16 protein-coding genes are annotated in these 18,484 nt (G+C 32.3%); 2 read left to right on the forward strand and 14 right to left on the reverse strand.

The window, feature by feature from the left end; genetic code table 11:
• Positions 1-72: 72 nt before the first annotated feature.
• From ACFO5Y_RS07440 to ACFO5Y_RS07495, 12 genes are all read right to left on the reverse strand, one after another.
• Entirely contained in the window at positions 73-1,410 is a 1,338-nt protein-coding gene (locus ACFO5Y_RS07440; RefSeq protein WP_197104924.1) for a hypothetical protein, read from the reverse strand.
• Positions 1,411-1,905: 495 nt separating this feature from the next.
• Positions 1,906-2,712: a hypothetical protein gene (locus ACFO5Y_RS07445; RefSeq protein WP_197104925.1), complete on the reverse strand. Its 807-nt coding sequence runs from the start codon at positions 2,710-2,712 to the stop codon at positions 1,906-1,908.
• Positions 2,713-2,780: 68 nt separating this feature from the next.
• A complete protein-coding gene (locus tag ACFO5Y_RS07450; RefSeq protein WP_231606927.1) occupies positions 2,781-3,737 on the reverse strand; it encodes a restriction endonuclease in 957 nt (318 codons plus the stop codon).
• An 80-nt stretch (positions 3,738-3,817) separates the two neighbouring features.
• A complete protein-coding gene (locus ACFO5Y_RS07455; protein ID WP_197104926.1) occupies positions 3,818-3,982 on the reverse strand; it encodes a hypothetical protein in 165 nt (54 codons plus the stop codon).
• On the reverse strand, positions 3,969-4,991 hold the full coding sequence (locus ACFO5Y_RS07460) for a hypothetical protein (RefSeq protein ID WP_197104927.1): 1,023 nt from the start codon (positions 4,989-4,991) through the stop codon (positions 3,969-3,971). Before ACFO5Y_RS07460 ends, ACFO5Y_RS07455 begins: the two co-directional genes overlap by 14 nt.
• A gap of 103 nt (positions 4,992-5,094) precedes the next feature.
• A complete protein-coding gene (locus ACFO5Y_RS07465) occupies positions 5,095-5,913 on the reverse strand; it encodes a hypothetical protein (protein ID WP_197104928.1) in 819 nt (272 codons plus the stop codon).
• Positions 5,914-5,991: 78 nt separating this feature from the next.
• A complete protein-coding gene (locus tag ACFO5Y_RS07470) occupies positions 5,992-9,318 on the reverse strand; it encodes a DEAD/DEAH box helicase family protein (protein ID WP_197104929.1) in 3,327 nt (1,108 codons plus the stop codon).
• A 1-nt stretch (position 9,319) separates the two neighbouring features.
• On the reverse strand, positions 9,320-11,287 hold the full coding sequence (locus tag ACFO5Y_RS07475; RefSeq protein WP_197104930.1) for an Eco57I restriction-modification methylase domain-containing protein: 1,968 nt from the start codon (positions 11,285-11,287) through the stop codon (positions 9,320-9,322).
• Between the two features lie 67 nt (positions 11,288-11,354).
• Entirely contained in the window at positions 11,355-11,540 is a 186-nt protein-coding gene (locus ACFO5Y_RS07480; protein WP_197104931.1) for a TIGR04540 family protein, read from the reverse strand.
• A gap of 995 nt (positions 11,541-12,535) precedes the next feature.
• Positions 12,536-13,444, reverse strand: a complete 909-nt coding sequence (gene rbsK / locus ACFO5Y_RS07485; RefSeq protein WP_197104932.1) for a ribokinase — start codon at positions 13,442-13,444, stop codon at positions 12,536-12,538.
• A gap of 3 nt (positions 13,445-13,447) precedes the next feature.
• Entirely contained in the window at positions 13,448-14,116 is a 669-nt protein-coding gene (gene rpe / locus ACFO5Y_RS07490; protein ID WP_197104933.1) for a ribulose-phosphate 3-epimerase, read from the reverse strand.
• Positions 14,110-15,114, reverse strand: a complete 1,005-nt coding sequence (locus ACFO5Y_RS07495; protein ID WP_197104934.1) for a LacI family DNA-binding transcriptional regulator — start codon at positions 15,112-15,114, stop codon at positions 14,110-14,112. Before ACFO5Y_RS07495 ends, rpe begins: the two co-directional genes overlap by 7 nt.
• A 178-nt stretch (positions 15,115-15,292) precedes the next feature.
• Here ACFO5Y_RS07495 and ACFO5Y_RS07500 point away from each other — a divergent pair, with 178 nt between their 5' ends.
• Together ACFO5Y_RS07500 and ACFO5Y_RS07505 are read left to right on the forward strand one after the other, a co-directional pair.
• Positions 15,293-16,678 carry a PTS transporter subunit IIC gene (locus ACFO5Y_RS07500; RefSeq protein ID WP_197104935.1) on the forward strand — a complete coding sequence of 462 codons (1,386 nt, stop codon included), beginning with the start codon at positions 15,293-15,295 and terminating at the stop codon, positions 16,676-16,678.
• Between the two features lie 311 nt (positions 16,679-16,989).
• Positions 16,990-17,169 carry a helix-turn-helix domain-containing protein gene (locus ACFO5Y_RS07505; RefSeq protein WP_197104936.1) on the forward strand — a complete coding sequence of 60 codons (180 nt, stop codon included), beginning with the start codon at positions 16,990-16,992 and terminating at the stop codon, positions 17,167-17,169.
• A 393-nt stretch (positions 17,170-17,562) separates the two neighbouring features.
• Here ACFO5Y_RS07505 and ACFO5Y_RS07510 read toward each other — a convergent pair whose 3' ends face one another.
• Positions 17,563-18,117: a Dps family protein gene (locus ACFO5Y_RS07510; RefSeq protein WP_197104937.1), complete on the reverse strand. Its 555-nt coding sequence runs from the start codon at positions 18,115-18,117 to the stop codon at positions 17,563-17,565.
• A gap of 40 nt (positions 18,118-18,157) precedes the next feature.
• Positions 18,158-18,388 (reverse strand): heavy-metal-associated domain-containing protein, encoded by a 231-nt coding sequence (locus ACFO5Y_RS07515; protein ID WP_197104938.1) that lies wholly within the window; start codon positions 18,386-18,388, stop codon positions 18,158-18,160.
• Between the last annotated feature and the right edge of the window lie 96 nt (positions 18,389-18,484).

The raw sequence follows: 18,484 nt of genomic DNA on the forward strand, positions 1-18,484 counted from the left end.
GACCAATACAGTAAGTTAGTAGGTAACACATTGTTTACGATAAGTGGCTAACTTCAACTTGAAATTTCCGTCTCAAATTAAGTTATAAATCGGCCAAGTTTTTAATAAATCTTCATCTTCTTTTTTAAGAGTTTTTATTTCATTTGTTACATTTTCTTCAAGTAGTATACGTAGACTAATAGTCTCAAGCTGTTGTTGAGAGACGTCCAATAAATCATTAAGAAGATTTATTTCCACCTTAGATAATTTTCTTTTTCTAAGTATAACTTGAAAGTAGTTAATATAATTTACTGTAGATTTTCCTTTGTCAAGTAGTAGTTCCGCAATTAATTCTGAAAGTTTGTAAAACTCTTCTTGTTTACTACGATCATAAGTTGATATAGTATTCAATAAGTATTGATTGATATAAAAATATGGCTTATTATTGGTAGTAAAAATCCTCTCAACATCTTCAAATATGTGTTTATAGTTATAGTCAGCTACTTTTTCTAAATTGTCAAATGGAACTAGACTTGGATAGGTTTCTCCTTCTTCGTCATCTAAAATATATCTAATAAAAATTTCATCATTAATATAAAACATGTTGTGTATATCTTTATCCGTGATTAATAAATAATATAAATTATCTAATACACTAATAGTCCTTACGACTGCTTCATCTGGAAAATGACCTTTATAAATATGAACCAATTCTGTAAGTTGGTCTATTTCCTTATCACTCATTTCAAAATAATTTAAGTTTTTATCAATTTTTAATTTAGTAAATATCCGATCTAAATCAATAAATTGAGATTTTATATTGTTAAAAGTCTCATCAAATGTTTCATCGCTATTCTCAGTAATTGTCTTATCAATTTTAAAGAGGTAGTCATTGATATAAATGCCAAATCTAATTATGTTATCCATTTTACGTAATACTGATATTATTTGATCTAATGTATCTTGTCGAGATATTGTAAAAGTGATTTTAACTGTTTCTTTATGGATATTTAAAAAGAGAAACTCTTCTATATTTATTTCAGCTTCTTCTTCATTTTTGATGGTAATGTAACTCTTCAACTTTTTTCCATCGTATAATTTAGCATCAACTTCCTTAACAGAATAAACAGAATCAGCTATAATTCTTCCGGCTGGAATACTTAATCCAGACCCATTTTTATAGTATAAGATGGGCTCTTGATTTAAAAGCTCTCTTTGATTGTTTTCTATATATTCCTTTCTACCAATAAAAGTAGTCGTTAATTGCTTACCATCTAAATTACTTAATGGTAAATTGAGTATATCAGGAGACTGTCTACTTCTATGTAGTATAAAAGTTTTTAACACTGTAATAATTCCATCTACATTTACAGGGAATCTTTTAAACTTTAAAGATATTTTATTACTTTTATTTTCTTCAAAATTTTGCAAATCAAAAGGAAGTAAATCTTTATAAAATATAGTTTCTGTTTTATTTGGAAAGTCAATGTAAACTACAAAGAATAGTCCCCCGCCAATTCGTTTAAATCCTAGTAAATCAGATTTATCTATCGAAAATTTATTGTTTTTGTTAATTCTTTTGTTTGTAGTCCCTTTTATCTGAATTTTGATTTCATTATTAAAATTTTCCTTAGTTCTATTTGCACCTTCTTTAATATCGTATAAAAAAACTGATCCATCAAATATAGGAGTTTTATCATTACTATCAAAAAAGGTTTGTATACTTGATGAGGATTCCAGTACATCTTCTAAGACTCTAACTGCTTTTTTTCTATTTGTTCATTGTTCTTTTTCATAAATTACCCTTCCAACATTTTATAGAATCATACTAATTTTCTTAATAAATAGTTATAACAAAAAAACAGAAGTTCGTTAACTTAGAATGATTAATTAGATTTATACTTTGTTCAAATTGTTTTCTGTTGCTTAAATCATAGTTTGAGTTTTGTCTGATTCCTGGTAAGAGGTGATTGATTTACTGGTCTTATTATATTCAAGGCAGAAATTTTTATATCGACTCGACACATTAATCTGAACTTCCTTATTATTAATAGGTGAAATTTTTGTGATTCTAAGATTTCTTCTATTCACACCACTAATTGAAACAACATAGTCAATCACAATCTTAGGATTAAATTCCACAACAGAGACACGTTCTTCATTTTTAATTAAGTTTATAATATTTTCATAAGAACATTTTCCAATTTCACTTAATGCGCCCGTCGCAATTGCACCGATAATAAAAATAAAAAATTGATGGTAGTCACCAGCTCCACGTTCAAATGCACTTTGCCCTACTAAGTAACGCTTTGATTCGGATTTACTTGAATTGATAGTTAATTCATAATCTTTTATTTCTTCAGGAGCAGCCCACTCAAACGATAAGAACGATACTTCTTCATCTGTCTCATCTAATTCATTTGTTTGATCTTCAATTACTTCTGGAACATCCTTAGATATAAAGTGTAAATAATCAATTAAAGTACTTATATCTTCACCAAAATATATATGAACATTTAGATAACAAAAAGAATCAAATTCTTCAGCTATTATATACAGACCATCGCCATATTTATCAAAAATTAGTTGTCTTAGTGTAAAAACGATTTTCTGTATACTGACTTCTGTGTATATATCGACTTTTTTTAAATGTTTAACTTCTTTAATCGATAATCCAGTGTTAGTAAATATAGGCCTATATAAATCGATATATATATTTTTGAATTTATTCATGGTTTAACCCCTCATCCACTTTGAGGTAAAGATTTATTTTTACTCATCAGCCTCAAAATCATCATAGTTTATTTGGTACACACATATTCTTGTGCGGGTTCTACGCCAACTTTATATTCAATCATTAATTCTGTTAGCTGAATTCCATCAATCAATACTATCCCTTGATTTCTCGCAAATTCTAGCGCTCCTTTTGTATAACTAGAAGTTGTGATAAATACACCTCGATCTGCGTTAACACTTGCTAGCGCTCTATAGAAACCTTGTACTGCTGGTCTCCCAACTACATTCTGTTCAGCATATCTTTTCACTTGTAAATAAACAGTACTCGTTCCTAGAGGGTCTTGATTAATTATCCCATCGATTCCCCCATCATTTGACTGAGTAGTCACTGTAACGTTACCATTCTTCCCACTATATCCCATAGTATCTAATAATTTCACGACCAGTTTCTCAAAAAAGATAGGATCTGTTTCGTGAAGTTTATTTAATAACTCAATTTCTACTTCATTATTCCGTTCATTAATTAATCTCTCAACAATTTCTTGAGGATTATCTTCTTCATCTGAAGGAGTGAAACTTACATTAGTCTCAGCACCAACTTTCGACTTATCTTCAGATCTCTTATTTCTTAATTCGAGTTCTTCCATGTATGCTTTGTGCTCGGGTTGATTCTGTAAAATCTCTGTCGTTAATGAATCTCGGTATTCTTTTAATAATTCTTTTCCCTTTTCTGTAATTTGATACACTGCTCGTTTAGGTTGGTTAATCGCATTTGCCTTGTATAAATCACCTAATGCAAAACCTATTCGATTAGCTAAGATACTCTGGCCACTCTCACTTTTCGAGTACTCTTTGCTTCTTAAATCATCAGGTAGTCCTGAATAATCAAGTACGCGATTTACAATAACTTTTCTCGTAGTTTCTTCGCCATTATTTAATATTTCTAATATATAAGGTATAAAAGAATCCCATGTTGGTAGACCACTAGATGATAATTTTAGTTTTTTCCAATCTGTATTCAATGATCAAACTCCTTGCCTAAGATAACTTGTTATTAAAAATATAATGTAGATTTTTATTTTTAGTAATCATCAACTGATAGTTATTTTTTGATTTTCTTAAATAATCCTATTCCACCCATCACTACTGCTGGTGCCAATCCGAGTAGTTTTTTACCTAAATCTTCTCTTTTAGCCTGGTGAAACTTACAATACTTCTTACCCTCTTCGACTTGATTCGGACAATTTTTCTTTTTACATTTCGCCATTCTCTAATTCACTTCCTTCTTCTAGGAATTCATCTACCTTATATTCGATGACTAATCGAGCATTATTCATCTCCATCTGACCCACCAAATCATGTTGCCACCTATTCTCATTGGTTTGAGGCGGTAGCCAACTTCTAATACCTATATCTTTAAATTGAAGGTCAATTTCTCTCAAATCATTTGTCATTGATCGTAGCTGTTCAATACTTATACCTTGCGATCTTTTTAACTTAACTAGTGAACTCTTTGCATTGTTAAAAAATAAATAATCTTCCATGAGCTGATTAAATCTACGTTCTAACGTTTTAGTTGTATAGGTATTAAAAAATGGAGTTCGTTTCTCCCAATCACTAAAATATTGAAGATTAATTTCTATTTCTAGTCTTAGAGTAGCTATCGCTTCATTTAGCAAAACTTGTGCGTGATTTTGTAACTGTTGCCTCGTATTTCGCTTCTCGTCTAAATTGGACTGATTAATCGTTTCTACAGCGCTAATAACTTTCGCATAAGTTTTATGTTTCAATTGTTGATTGATTTCTCTTGCTAGATCAATGATGACATCCATCTGATCTGAAAGAGCATCTAATTTATGATTTAATATTTTATCACTTAATTGATTGACTGCATTTAAATCTTGAGTGAAAAGTTCCATTTCCTCTAATCGAACTTTCTTTACAATCTGATTGTTTTCATCCACAATATTTGGCAATAAACTGCCATTCAGACTTTTCATGAATTGCAATTTCCCATCTTTCATTCCTTCAACCATCTCTGGTGGAATGACTGCCTTATAGATTTTTTCAGGTTCTATCCCTTTTCTCACTATTTCCTTAACAGCTTTCTTTACTGAAGGCTCAAGTATTCTTTTTAACGCTTGCACTTCTTGTTCTGCAGTAGCAAGCACTTCAAAATTAGGCATGTGGACTTCATTTGCAACTTCATTGTTTTGTTCAACGAGTTCGTTCTTATCGTCTTTATTTCTTTTAAATAATGCGTCAAAAAATTCCATAAAATGAATGCACTCCTCTCACCAATCCACATCCAATTCTTTATATGCTGCACCTATTGGATCAGAATAGAAAATCGGTTGGATTCTGCCTGATAGATATATCTTAGTTGTTCTTTTTCTCACGATAAGAACTTTTTAATTTCCCTTTATCATAAACTATATAATAACGGTATTTACGAGACTCAAATATATAAATGGTTTCACGTTTTTCATCATTATAATCAATAGATTCTAATTCTAACTGACTTTCATGAATTTTATAATCTTCAGATATTTGTTTTTTTACTTTATTTATATTATGACTTTGAATAAAATCATAATTATGAGGGTATTTCTTTTTAAAAAGACCTATAACAGTAGTAATATCTTTAACTGCTGTGATAATTTCGAATATTACTTTTATACTGCCACCTGATGCACCGGCATTAATTTGAGAAGTTTTTTCATAAATTTTCCTGTATTCAATTTTATATTCATCAAAAAGATTCTGTAAGTATTCTAGACTTTCGGATTCATAATGACCTAAATAATCAATTTCAAGCGTGTAGCCTACGTGACTCATATCTAAAGTCTCTAAAGGAGCGCTGTATTCATTTACTTCAAAATATGATGCGATATAGTTTATCAAACTCTTTACATTAACATCTTTTTCCCAAGCTTTTTCAAGTGAATAATCAAGAATTAAAACATTTAATGACTCTTGTCCTTTATCTTTAATATATTCAAACCCATTTCTAGGAAATGGGTACTTCATTGATTCAAATACATTATGTTTGAATTTTTCAATTTCATTCGATGATAATTTTTCAATTTCTTTATTATAGATTGTTTCTCTATAGGTAATTAAATCTTTACTAAAATTAAATTTTTTACCATCTGTTTCGAATAAATTACTTCTTTCTAACACTAAATACAGTTTCACATTAAATCCCTACTCCCGCAATTATAAATTTTCCATCATTCTTTATACTTTTGGAGATATAAACGAAAACATAATAAATCATTCAAACACTTCATCTAACTTTTCTTCTAACGTTCCATCTTCTGCGTATGGATAAGCATCTAATTGTGCAAAGTTCTTTTGGCTAATTCCTTCAGTCAATTCACTAAATATGAAGCTTGTCGCAATTCTATAAATAATTTCTGTGGGAGCTAATCCATACACTTGGTTCTCTAGGATATGTTTTAGACGGTCATAATCATCAGGGAATTCTGACTTGATTACTTCACTGTTATACAACCTTTTAACAACTTCTGTGATGTATAAACCTGACTTCATATACAAATCAATAAAGGTCTTAGAAGAATCATCGTAAATACCTGGATTTTCATCTTCTAATTGTTGTACCATCTTTTGTACAACCCATTTAGGCGTATAAATTTGATTGGTATTTTGAGGTGGAATATAGTCATAAATATTCTCTTCCGTCTCTTCAAAGTAATTTGATAACTCAGATTTCTTGCGTAAAAATTCAAGTATAGATTCATTGAACACTACTTCGTTAAACAAGTTACCATTGAATAGTTGTTCTTCACCTTCATCATCAACATACGTACCTCCATCTCGTAAGAAAATGAACTCATCTAATGTAACACCTGTAACATCATAAAATACTTCATCACTAACATACTCATCAAAGTTCATTAAATTTAAATCATCATTCCCATATGCCATGATAAAACTAGGTATTGCTCTAGAAAACCCTCGTAAGTTTGATCGTATATCATCTTCTACGGTACTCTTTTTCTTCTCTTCTAGTTTTACTTCATGTTCTTCTATGATCTCTGTAGTCGTTTCTAAAACTATTTCCTCTATTTTATCTTTCAGATCACTATAAGTTTCTTCAATAAAGGCTTTGTTTTCTTCCTCGACTTTTTTAGGATCTTTTAACACACCGTCATCTTCTAATTGGGCTTTACGGTCTGCTTGACGTGCTTTTAACTCTGCTTCGAATGTTTCGGTTGCTTTATCGATCTTTTCTTTAGCAGCACGCTCTTTTTCCTTCCGTTGGTTAATAGTTAGCCCATACTCCGTACGCATTTTATCAAAGCTTGGCTCTAATTCTTTGCTTAGGGCATCACTTAACTTTTCTCGAACTTGAATATTGGCTGTAAGACCTATGTCTGTAGGTTGAACAATCTCCTCGATTTCTTTTCTCTCGTAAATCTTGTCACCAAAAAGTCTGTCTCTTTTCCCATCGACAACTTCATCTTCTACAAATGCATTTCCTTCTTCATCTACGTTTAAATCTTCTACATCTTTCGAATCTACTTTATCTTTATCTGTCGTTAATTTACCCTGCTCTGTTTTTTCAAACTTATTGATAATATCTAAGGCCTTTTTAGATCGGAATATACCTGCAATATTATTAAATAATAAGTTACTCATGAATCCACGTCGAACTACCTCTCGTGATTTAATTCTTTTTGGTAAAGTGAGAACTTGGTTGGCATCTAATTCAGTCATTTGACCGTCAGTATCTTCGCCAATAACTGGAAAGAAATTTAGCAAACGCTTTATATTATTTTCACGTTCTTCCATTGTTCCACTTCCGCTGGAGGTTGAACTATTTAAATTATTCGAAAATTCATCAATAATGTCCAAAGTTCTCTCAGGTGCAAAATCAAAAATGTAAGCATTTTGCTTTCGATAAGTTACTGGATTACCTTCAGCATCTCTATCCGACCATTTATGAGGATTTTGAGCACGAAAACCTGCTTGCATATAAAGAGCTGGAGATTTCACATTGCTTAACATCAGAACACCAGACCACTCAGGGACGGTTACACCTGTTGTCAATTGACCAACTGTGAGAGTAATTGTTTTGTCATTATTAGCTATTGAATTTTTTACACGTTCTAATGCACTATTTCGACCGTCAACATTCTCTTCATCAACTTCTATCTCTTCTCCGTTAATCTGTTCGAGTCTTCCATCTCCAGCTACAGAGACTATTTCATAGTTCTCAAATACGGGGTGATTTCGTAAAATATTAGCAAGGGCTTTGGCACTATCTACTCTATCCAACAACCATAAAGTATGCTTTAATTCATTTCTTAATTCTGGAGTAGAAAATGGATATTTTTGATTACTTGTTAAAGAATCTAGCCAATTTAAGACATCTGCTTCATAAATTAAATTGCCCTTATCATCAGTAGAAAAAAATTCATTCAGATCAAAAGCATAATCCACATTCGTCTCTTCATCTAAATCAGCACCTAGTTTAATTCGGTTAACAATCATGTTCGACATTTGATATGTATACATGTTTAAAGTAGGTAATTCTTCATATGGATTATGTTCATCAGTTTCACTTTCATCCCAGTTCGCTTTGGCTTCCTGCTCATCCATATAAGACCAGTTAAATATTTGATTGGATTCAAATTTATCACTAGCAATTTGTTTAAAAGGGGTCCCTGAAAGATGCAATATGTAGTCCGTTTGAATTCTCTCTAAAGCAAACTCAGTTTTATTCGTGTCAACAGCCTCATGTGCTTCATCAATTACTACTAAGTCCCAATTTAAGTCTCTAACCCAGCGTAATTTTGGATAATCCCCTCCAAAGTAAGCAGAACCTTTTAAATCCTGCAAACTAACAAAAGCGATTTGGTTTGGACCCCCTAAATCTATTAATTTCTCTGTGTATTCATTCCGACTTAAAATATCTCTGTGTGCAATTGCAGGACTATCACTTACAAAATAGTAATTATGTTCTTTATCATACTTAATAAATTTTTCGTAATCATCCACCCATGAATTTCCGACTGCTGGTCTGTTTGTTAATATTAAAACATTTGAAAATTCCATTTCTTTAATCAAATCGTAAGTAGTTAAAGTTTTTCCAAATCGTGGTTTAGCATTCCACAAAAACTCTCCTGACTCACGACTTCTGAAATATCCAGCAGTCATTTCAACAGCTTCGGCTTGTTCTTGTCTTAGAACGTAGCTTTCAGATTGTACATAACCCTCTAACTCATGAATATCTTCTTTTAACATAAATGCCGAAACCATTCGCTTTGATTTACTTATATCATTTTCAAAATTAAACCATTCAGTGCCGCTCTCTCTAGGAATACCTTTACGAACCAAGTAAGCATGGAAATCATGATCATTGAAATAATAACCATCATTAAAGCGAGCGACATAATCCCACAATTTTTCAGGAGTTATACCTGCCGTATGGGTTTGTTCACGTATACGTCTATCCACGTCTCTCTCTGTGTAACCAATTTTAAACCAGCCATGTTTCTCTAGGTTACTTGGTGTTCGATAAGCATAAATTTTTGGAATAATACGTGCCTTAGTATTAATATTCGGTGTCTGCATATTATTCCATCTCCTTCACATTTGTTTCTATAAAATTAATATCTTCTTGATTGAGACTATATTTTTTATATAGTTGCTGGTCAATTTCAGATATTGATTTGCTCCAATCAATATCTGATTCGGCCGTAAAATCTTGAATTGGAATATAGGCCCATTTATATGGAGGGTTATCTTGAGTAATTTTCAAAATGCCTAATAAGCTTCTTAATAATTTAGTTCTTAAATACTTACTACAATTCTCAGCCTCAATTTCACTATCAAACTTTCCAATACTAATAAAAGTAGGTGTTGAGGAATCACCAGGTCTACCAACAACCGGTTGACTTAAAATTTCTCCAAAGTCACCAGATCCATTTGCTTTCGGAATAAATACTTTATACTTTTCAATATTATTTTCTAATTTACGTGGTTCTAAATACTTTCGTTCTATCCACCGCCAAGTTCTTGCAGTACCATATAGTCCTAAAATTCTATAAAATAATGTTGTATCATGAGGCTTATTCTCAGTAAACACATATTCTAAGGATTCAAAAGTAGAGGATTTAATTTCATATTCCTCATTTTTGCTTAAAACTTTAACAGTAGGTCGAGTTTTCTGAATGTATTTTAATCTATCATTTTTTGATTTTGGATATTTTTCTAAAAATGTTTCGTTAAACTTTAATGCTGAACGACCACCATACATTATAGATGTAAGATGTTTTTCTGCATTCAAACCAAATTTATTTGCAATATTTCTTAAATTTTCATCAGGAATAAATTGCTTGATTGGTTCTCTCTCTTTAGTGCTATCACGATATAATACCGCTACCCCACCTTTTATATCAGTATTAGGAAAAATTTCAGCCGAGTTTGCATTGTAATACATAACTTCTAAATGTTTATCATTTAGCATTTTTAAATTCCATGGTTTAGGTGTTAAGCCAGCATTAAATAAAAACCTAGCTGGAGTTATTAAGCAATATTTAGTACCAATTTTTTTCGCTGAATCATAAAAATGATGATAAATAGGTTGCTGTCTATTATTCACATCTGACGGCTTCTGATAAGGAGGGTTTCCAAGTACAACATCAAATTTCATGTTTTTTTCGTTCCTTTCTGATATTTTTTTAACTTCCACAATTTTATTTTTATTCCAAAGTTTTATCTTAGCTAATTCAGGTGTAGTGTTTTCTACTTCTTCAACTTCTTCAAATAGACTAAGTTGAGTCCCATTATCTTCAGGGGCACCTACTGAATATGGAACTTCATAAGTTAATCCATCCATTTGAAATACATTAAGACTAATTACTTTAGTGATTTCTAATAGTAATTTTTCTTTTGGAAAAGCTCCGAACATGTAAAAATAGTTATCAATAAATGTCAGAAGTAGATTTTCCCGAGCGAGCAACAAAGAATCACCTTGATATTCATAACCATAACTTGCTTTGAATATTTCAAGTGCCAACCTAAGCCATTCTTCTTCGTATTCTACTTCTTTATTTAATCTTTTAAATTTAAAATCTATGAAGCCCGATCGTTCTTTTAAAGGTATTAATTCTCCTGTTTCCATATCATAACGATTTACCATATATGGAGCTTCCCCGCATGTAATTTCAAGCCATTTAGTTTGGATAAAATCAGCCAATGGTAATTTTTCCATATTCTCTAGAGCTGCATCTACTTGTAATTTAATTACCCATGATGGCGTGAAAACTTCTGCTCTATTTCGTTGGCGTTCAAGTTGGATATCAATATCTTTATCTACTCTCGGTCGAATAAAACCTTCATACCATCCAGTAATAAGATCTATTTTAATTTCTTGATCATCTCGGAATGAGTGGCCATTATTAATATAGCTATCTGTCCCCCATTTTATATTCTTACCGGTGGTTTGATCCTTAAGTAGTAAACTTAATAGAGATTCATTTTCTCTTAAAAGGGTTGAATCACTTAAATTTGAGAGCGAAAGGTTATTATTTTCTTTCAAGAAGCCACCTCCTTTGTTTTTAATTAGTAATTATATTTGCTACTATTGTTAATAGATTTTTACCGCATTATTGGTTAAGAATTGTAGAAAAATCATCGTTATTTAATATTTTACGTTGGTTATTTTTATAAATCATAATTATATTTTCTTCTAACTCTTCATCTGTTAGATTATCTACCCAATATTCATCAACTATTTCATTAATAATAGCTGCAACTTCCCGTTGGGGTCGGTAAAATTTCTTTACTTTCACAGAATCACCTCTGTCATAGTTAATTCTTACTTTTATTATACTTAGGATACACTTAATTATCCATTTCTTTTTAATACCATTAATAGATCATCATAGAGAAATAATTTAATCCTATAATTCTTTTAACAGCTTTCAGTAAAATAATTTTAAGTAATGGCTTATACATGCATTTAGAGTTGATTTCAACTAATCAAGGCAACTACACTTTAATGCCTCAAAACGTTCATCTTGAAAGCCACGTATTATAATTTCATCCTGCTATAATAAAAGTACGCTCTTAAGTATTGAACTGAAGTTTTTAATCTAAGAGTGTGTTTTTATAGAGGTAATTTTCTAGCTTTACTTAATTGTTCTTTTTATTTCTAGCTATTCAGTTTTTTTATCTGTGATCTCTTTGCATTTCTTTGATACTAAAAGTTGGTTTTTTTAGGTCTATTTTCTTGTATTTCAACTTCCTTCTTTTTACAGTAACAAATCATGAAAATTTTTGAATATTTAATTCCTGAATCTCTAAGTCTAACAACTTAGCTATCATCTCTATGAGTTGATTCGTTGAGATTACCAATTCATCATCTATTGTATGTTTTTTATTTGACGGTAATCCCACAGTAAAACAATCTATTGATACTAATTAGTCGGATGAACCAAAAGTTTTTATAGACAGTAAAGAAGAAGTCGCTTTAAAAGAATTTGTACAGATATATCTGAGAAAAAATGATACGTTTCATTCAAATATTGGAGTTGATCTAGTTACATATAAATATGTTTATTCATTTCCTTAAACTAATATAATTCCTAATCAAAAACACCAATGTTTCAATACACTTAACTAAAGTTTTACAATAAATAGGGTTAATGTCAAAATTGAAATTGCCATCAACCCTATTTCACAAAGAATCTCAATGGATTAAAACAAAATTGAGTGGCTTATCTTCGGTAAATGACCGAAAACAAGACACTCAATTGTCTGCTTAATATATTTAATAAAATAAAATTTAAATTTTTTGATCCAATTCCTCAACCGTTGGGATGGCATCCTGCCCACCCATTCTACTTACTTTAATAGCTGCAGCTTTATTAGCAAACTTCACTGCTTCCACCAAGTTTTTGTTTTTAGCATAATGGACAGCTAGTCCAGCTGCAAATGTATCACCGGCTCCAACTGTGTCTACAGCTTGAACTTTGTGTGATTCAATAAACTCAGATTCTCCATTTTGATATACTAAATTTCCGTGTGCCCCCATTTTTATTACAACACTTTTCGCGCCTTTTTCAGTAATGATTTCTGCCGCTTTAAGTGCATCCTCGACGCTGTCTACTTTTATTCCTGTAATCTTTTCAGTTTCTTGCTGGTTTGGTGTTACACAGTCGGCATACTGTAACGCCGCTTCAAAATAACCATCCGCAGGTGCAGGATCCAAAATAATAAACATATCTTTTTGTTTTGCTTTTTCTAAAGCAGCGGTAATCGAATCTTTGCTGGTTTCCATTTGCAGCAAGAAAACCGGAGCTTCTACTTTGTCCATTGCATAATCAATATCTTCTTTGGTCAATGTATCGTTGGCACCAAGTGTTCCGACCATCGTGTTCTCACCTGTTTCATCGAGCATGACTATAAATGTTCCCGTTCCTTCAGAGGAGGTACGTTTGATAAATTCGGTTTCTACTCCATTTTTTTCTAAGTTTTGGAGCATTTGTTGACCTGCGCCGTCTTGGCCAACAGCCCCCACAAAAGCAACTTCTCCCCCTAATTTTGAAACAGCTACAGCTTGGTTGGAACCTTTACCTCCGGGAAGCATTTCAATACTTTGGGCAGATGCTGTATGCCCATGATCAGGAAATTTATTGACTAACGTTTTTACATCCAAATTAATACTCCCTAAAACAACAACATCATATGACATTCTTTATTCTCCCCCATTCAATAAATTACGTGTATTTTTAACATTTTCTGTTAGGCTAAGTCCACTCTTATACACAGAACTTGTTCCCCCAACAAAAATAGTGGCACCTTTTTCTTTGCTTTTAGGAATCGTATCTTTACCGATATTCCCGTCTACCATGATTTCAATATTTAAGTTTCTATTCGTTATTTCAGCTTTTAAATTTGCAATTTTATCATACATCTCAGGTATAAATGTTTGTCCTGCAAACCCCGGATTCACAGTCATAATCACAACGTAATCGATTACGTTATAAACATAATCAAGTACATCCAGAGGTGTTGAGGGATTAATCGCCACTCCTGCCTTCATTCCTAAATCTTGAATTTTGGTCAACGTTCCTTGCAAGTTGTTTGTTGTTTCAGCATGAATGGCAATCATATCAGAACCCGCTTGATGAAATAAATCAATGAAACGTTCGGGTTTTTCTGCCATGATATGAATATCTAATGGCTTATCTGTCAATTCTCTCACTGTTTTAACGAAGTCAGGACCTAATGTAAAGTTTGGTACAAATGTACCATCCATAATATCAATATGGTATAGGTCTATTCCAGCTTCATCTAATTCTTTGATATCTTTTTCTACATTACCTAAATCCGTACACATCAATGATGGTGCAATTTTTAACATATTTCTTTCTCCTTTTGTGTTGTCTCTCTTACTACTAGTTCCGGTTCAACTTCATACTTTTTGGGTTTACAATTTTTTTTCTCTACCCGCTCTAACTCATTAATAATAAGATCCCCTAATTTTGGTTGAAACTGACTGACTGTACTCAAACGTGGAACGGAGTACTTACCATTAACAGTATTATCATATCCAATCACTTTGATATCCTGAGGGATATTTATTCCTAAATCAGCACACGCTCGAATAACACCATATGCCATCGCATCATTCGAACAAACAATCCCATCAATGTTCGGATGATTAGCTAAATAAGCATAGCTAGTTTCGTAACCACTTTGAATATCAAATGCTCCATAGAGTTTGACAATGTGTTCTGCGTCCATTTCACCCACTGCTCTTAAATACCCTTGATAACGATCTTGTGAACTACTTTCGTCTTGTGGACCAGATAGGAAAGCAATTTTTTTTGCTCCCCCTACTTCGATCAGATGCTTCGTTGCTAAATATCCGCCATGTATATGATCTACCGCTAAAGCTGAATATGCATGTGAAAATTGAGCTCTATCAATTGTTATCGTCGAAATTCCATTCGCTTCTAATCTTTCTAAGTCATCCTCTTTCACATGAAGCGAGTTAATAATGGCACCCATAACATAATTATCCGCCATAGCTTCTAAATAGTATTCAACTTTTTCACGATTATCTTCACTATTGCACAAATAGATTTGGTAACCTTTTTTATTTGCAGCAATTTCAATTGTTCGGACTAATTCACTAAAGAATGGATTGTCTAAATTAGGAATTAGCAGAGCAATTAGATTTGATTCTCGTTTAGATAAACTTTTTGCGACGCTACTCGGCTTATAGTTTAATTCTTCTACAATTTTTTGAATCTTCTCAATGGTTTCAGGTGCCGCTTCACCTTTACCATTAATAACCCTCGAAACTGTTGCTGTTGATACACCCGCCAGCTTTGCTACATCTTTTATTGTTGCCATTTTATTTCCCCCAACCATTACGTAACCGATTACGATATGAATATACATGAGTAAAAACTAAATGTCAACAAATAGTTTTAAAGTATTGCAATCCCTTTCAAAATGTTTTAATATGGTTTCACCCATTAATTTACCTAACCGATTACGAAAACGTATAAGTTTATATAGGAGGATTTTGATGTTTTTAGATGTTATAAACGATGGATTCAATTTTTTTATTAGTTTGGGGGGCTCTGCTATGATGTTCATCATCATTACAGTATTGTCTCTTTTCTTTGGTGTATCTTTTTCAAAAGCTCTCGAAGGTGGCTTAAGGATGGCCATTGCTCTTACGGGGATGGGTGCTGTTATCTCTCTTTTAACATCCAGTTTTGGACCTGCTTTAAATGCTTTTGTAGCATCGACTGGTGTTAATTTATCGATTACCGATCTCGGATGGGCACCTTTAGCTGTTATTACTTGGGGTTCAGTGTATACGCTTTACTTTGCTTTTATTTGTATCATAACCAATTTAGTTATGTTGTTTTTAAAAGTGACAAACACATTAAACGTTGACCTGTTTAACGTTTGGAACCTTTCTGTACTTGGTTTACTAGTTAATTACTATTCAGGCGACAATATATTTGTCACGTCGATTTTCGTTGTATTTATCTATGCTTTGATGCTATTTAATGCGGATGCCATTAAACCGACAATTAATGAGTTACTAGATTATGACGAAGATAATATAACTACAACTGCCCACCCTTCCTTACTTGTGGCACCTCTTGCTATGATTTTAAATAAATTCATTGATCGATTTATTCCTTTTATCGATAAATTCGACTTTGATGCGGAAACTCTTAACAAGAAAATTGGTTTCTGGGGTAGTAAATTCGCAATTGGTGTTTACCTTGGAGTATTTATTGGAGTTTTAGGACAGCAAAGTGTCCCAGAAATATTTACTTTAGCTTTTACAGCTGGTGTTGCTCTTGAATTATTTGGCCTTGTCGGCGGGTGGTTTGGACCAGCTATTGAACCACTATCTGATGGAATTTCTACTATGATGAGCAAAAGTCTACGCGGTCGTAAACTGCTTGTCGCAATTGATTGGCCTATTTTAGCTTCTCGTGCAGAAATCTGGGCTGTGGCTAATATCTTAGCACCAATTCTATTACTTATTGCTATGGTACTTCCAGGAAACCAAGTTCTTCCTCTTGGCGGAATTATTCTAACTGTGCTAACTCCTGCTTTGTTACTTGTTACTAAAGGCAAAGTTATTCGAATGACATTGATCGGTACAGTCTTAATACCATTATTCCTATGGGCAGCTACTCTGATTGCTTCATTCCTTACAGAGACTTCCATCGCAATGGGAACTTTCCCAGAGGGTCTTTCAAATGGTCAACTCTTTAGTTCAGTTGACTCTATGCCCGTTGAAAAGATGCTTGCCATGTTAGTTGGAAAAATGGCAGATACTTTAGACCTTAAGTTAATTGCCTTAACTGTTGTAGGATTTGTAGTTTATATTTTAATATTCAAATGGTATCTAAATACTTTGAAAAAAGATACATTGAGCCAGTAATTCGGTTAACTGCCGCACAGTTGATAAATAAAAAAGAAACCCTATATAGTAGACAGTGGACTTATACAGCCTCTGTCTTCTTATGGGGTTTTTATGTTTTTGAAAAAATAGAAAGTCAAAATAAATTTATCAATAACTGCCTATATCTAACTTTACAAGAAACTATGAATCACATAGCCTCGAATGAAACTTCACCTTTTCGTCTACTTTATATAAAATGAATTATATAAAATATAGATCTTTTATTATCCGAAAATGAGGTGACCCCCGAAAGTTAGAGTTAAAAATCTAACTTTACGGGGGTCGTTTTTGTGTCACAAAAGTATTCATATGAATTCAAATTAAAGGTTGTCGAAGAGTATTTAAATGGGACATTAGGTTACACCTTACTCGCTAAGAAACACCATATTTCAACGACAAGTTTGATTGAAAAATGGGTTAACCAATTCAAAACCAATGGGAAAGAAGGCCTCTTTCTGTGTTTGTGGTGAATATAGAATAGAGGTCTTCTTTCTTTTTGTCTACTAATTTTTATTAATCTTTCCGAGAAACATTATACACATAGTGAGACGTTTCCTAAACACTTCTCTTTACTATCAATCCGTTGTGTTTTGTACCTATTTTCAGTAATCTATTACAGAACAAATCCGAGTGTTTTTCGTATTAACTGTAAATGAGTCATGTGAATTTCTCATGGTTTGTTTGGTAACTAAATCATAAGCGTTCATTGATCTTTTTTCATTTCAAAAGCAAAAATGGTGTCAATTAATCAAAATTAGCCCATCAATACCATCTATTATAGAAACAATTTGACAAACAGAAAAGGAACACGCAACTGTACTTTGTAAATTCGCAGTTACTTGTTCCTTTTCATCTATATTGTATTAGTCTTCCTCTTCATCGCGGTAATCATCATCTTCTAGGGCTTCTTTTCCTAAAAAGGCTTGCAACATCCAGATTTTTGTATCTAAGTCATCTTTAAATTCAATTAGCGTATCCTCAAAGACAACATTCTCTTCTTCTTGCGCCAAGTGAATGGCACGAATCGTTAATTCACGAGTTTCTCTGAAATCATCGATGATATTGTCAACCATTTCTTCGGCTTTTATATATTTATCTGCTGGATCTTCTGATAGCATAGAATGCTCGACAAGCTCTTTGGTTGTAGAAGCTGGTTTATATCCTGAAACTAGCAGTTGTTCAGCTAAACGGTCAAACCATTTTTCATTATCATCATATAGTTCCTCAAATTTTTCATGTAAAGTAAAGAAGTGAGGTCCCTTTACATACCAATGATACTGATGTAACTTCACATGTAGTGTGTGAATATTCCCTAAAAGATGGTCTGTAATGGCTGCTGCATTTATTTTCGTATGATGCACATGATCTTTATATTCTTGTTCTTCTTTTAATCTTTCTTGTGGTGTTTTTTCTGACATGATTCATTCCTCCATTATTTTTTTGATTTTTTAAGTAAACCTACGCGGCTTTTACACGCGATCTTTTTACGCCATAACCTAAGTCTTGGATGGCTTTTTCTATGTCTTCAATTGATACAGTGTCGTCGAAGCTTACTTTTACACGGCTTGCATTGAACATCACTTTCAAGCTGTCTTTATCCACACCTTTTAAGTTACCAATACCATTTTCGATTTTTTGTAGACATGATGGACAAGTTAACGTTTCTAATTGAATATTTGCTTTTTGCATGATACATTCTCCTTTGAATTTTTATTTGTTCATTCGATTTACCTTATTGACATCTATAGTATATCAGCTATTCAAGCTTTTAATCTTGATCTACAT

The organism is Ruoffia tabacinasalis, from assembly GCF_042652985.1.
Lineage (GTDB): Bacteria > Bacillota > Bacilli > Lactobacillales > Aerococcaceae > Ruoffia > Ruoffia tabacinasalis.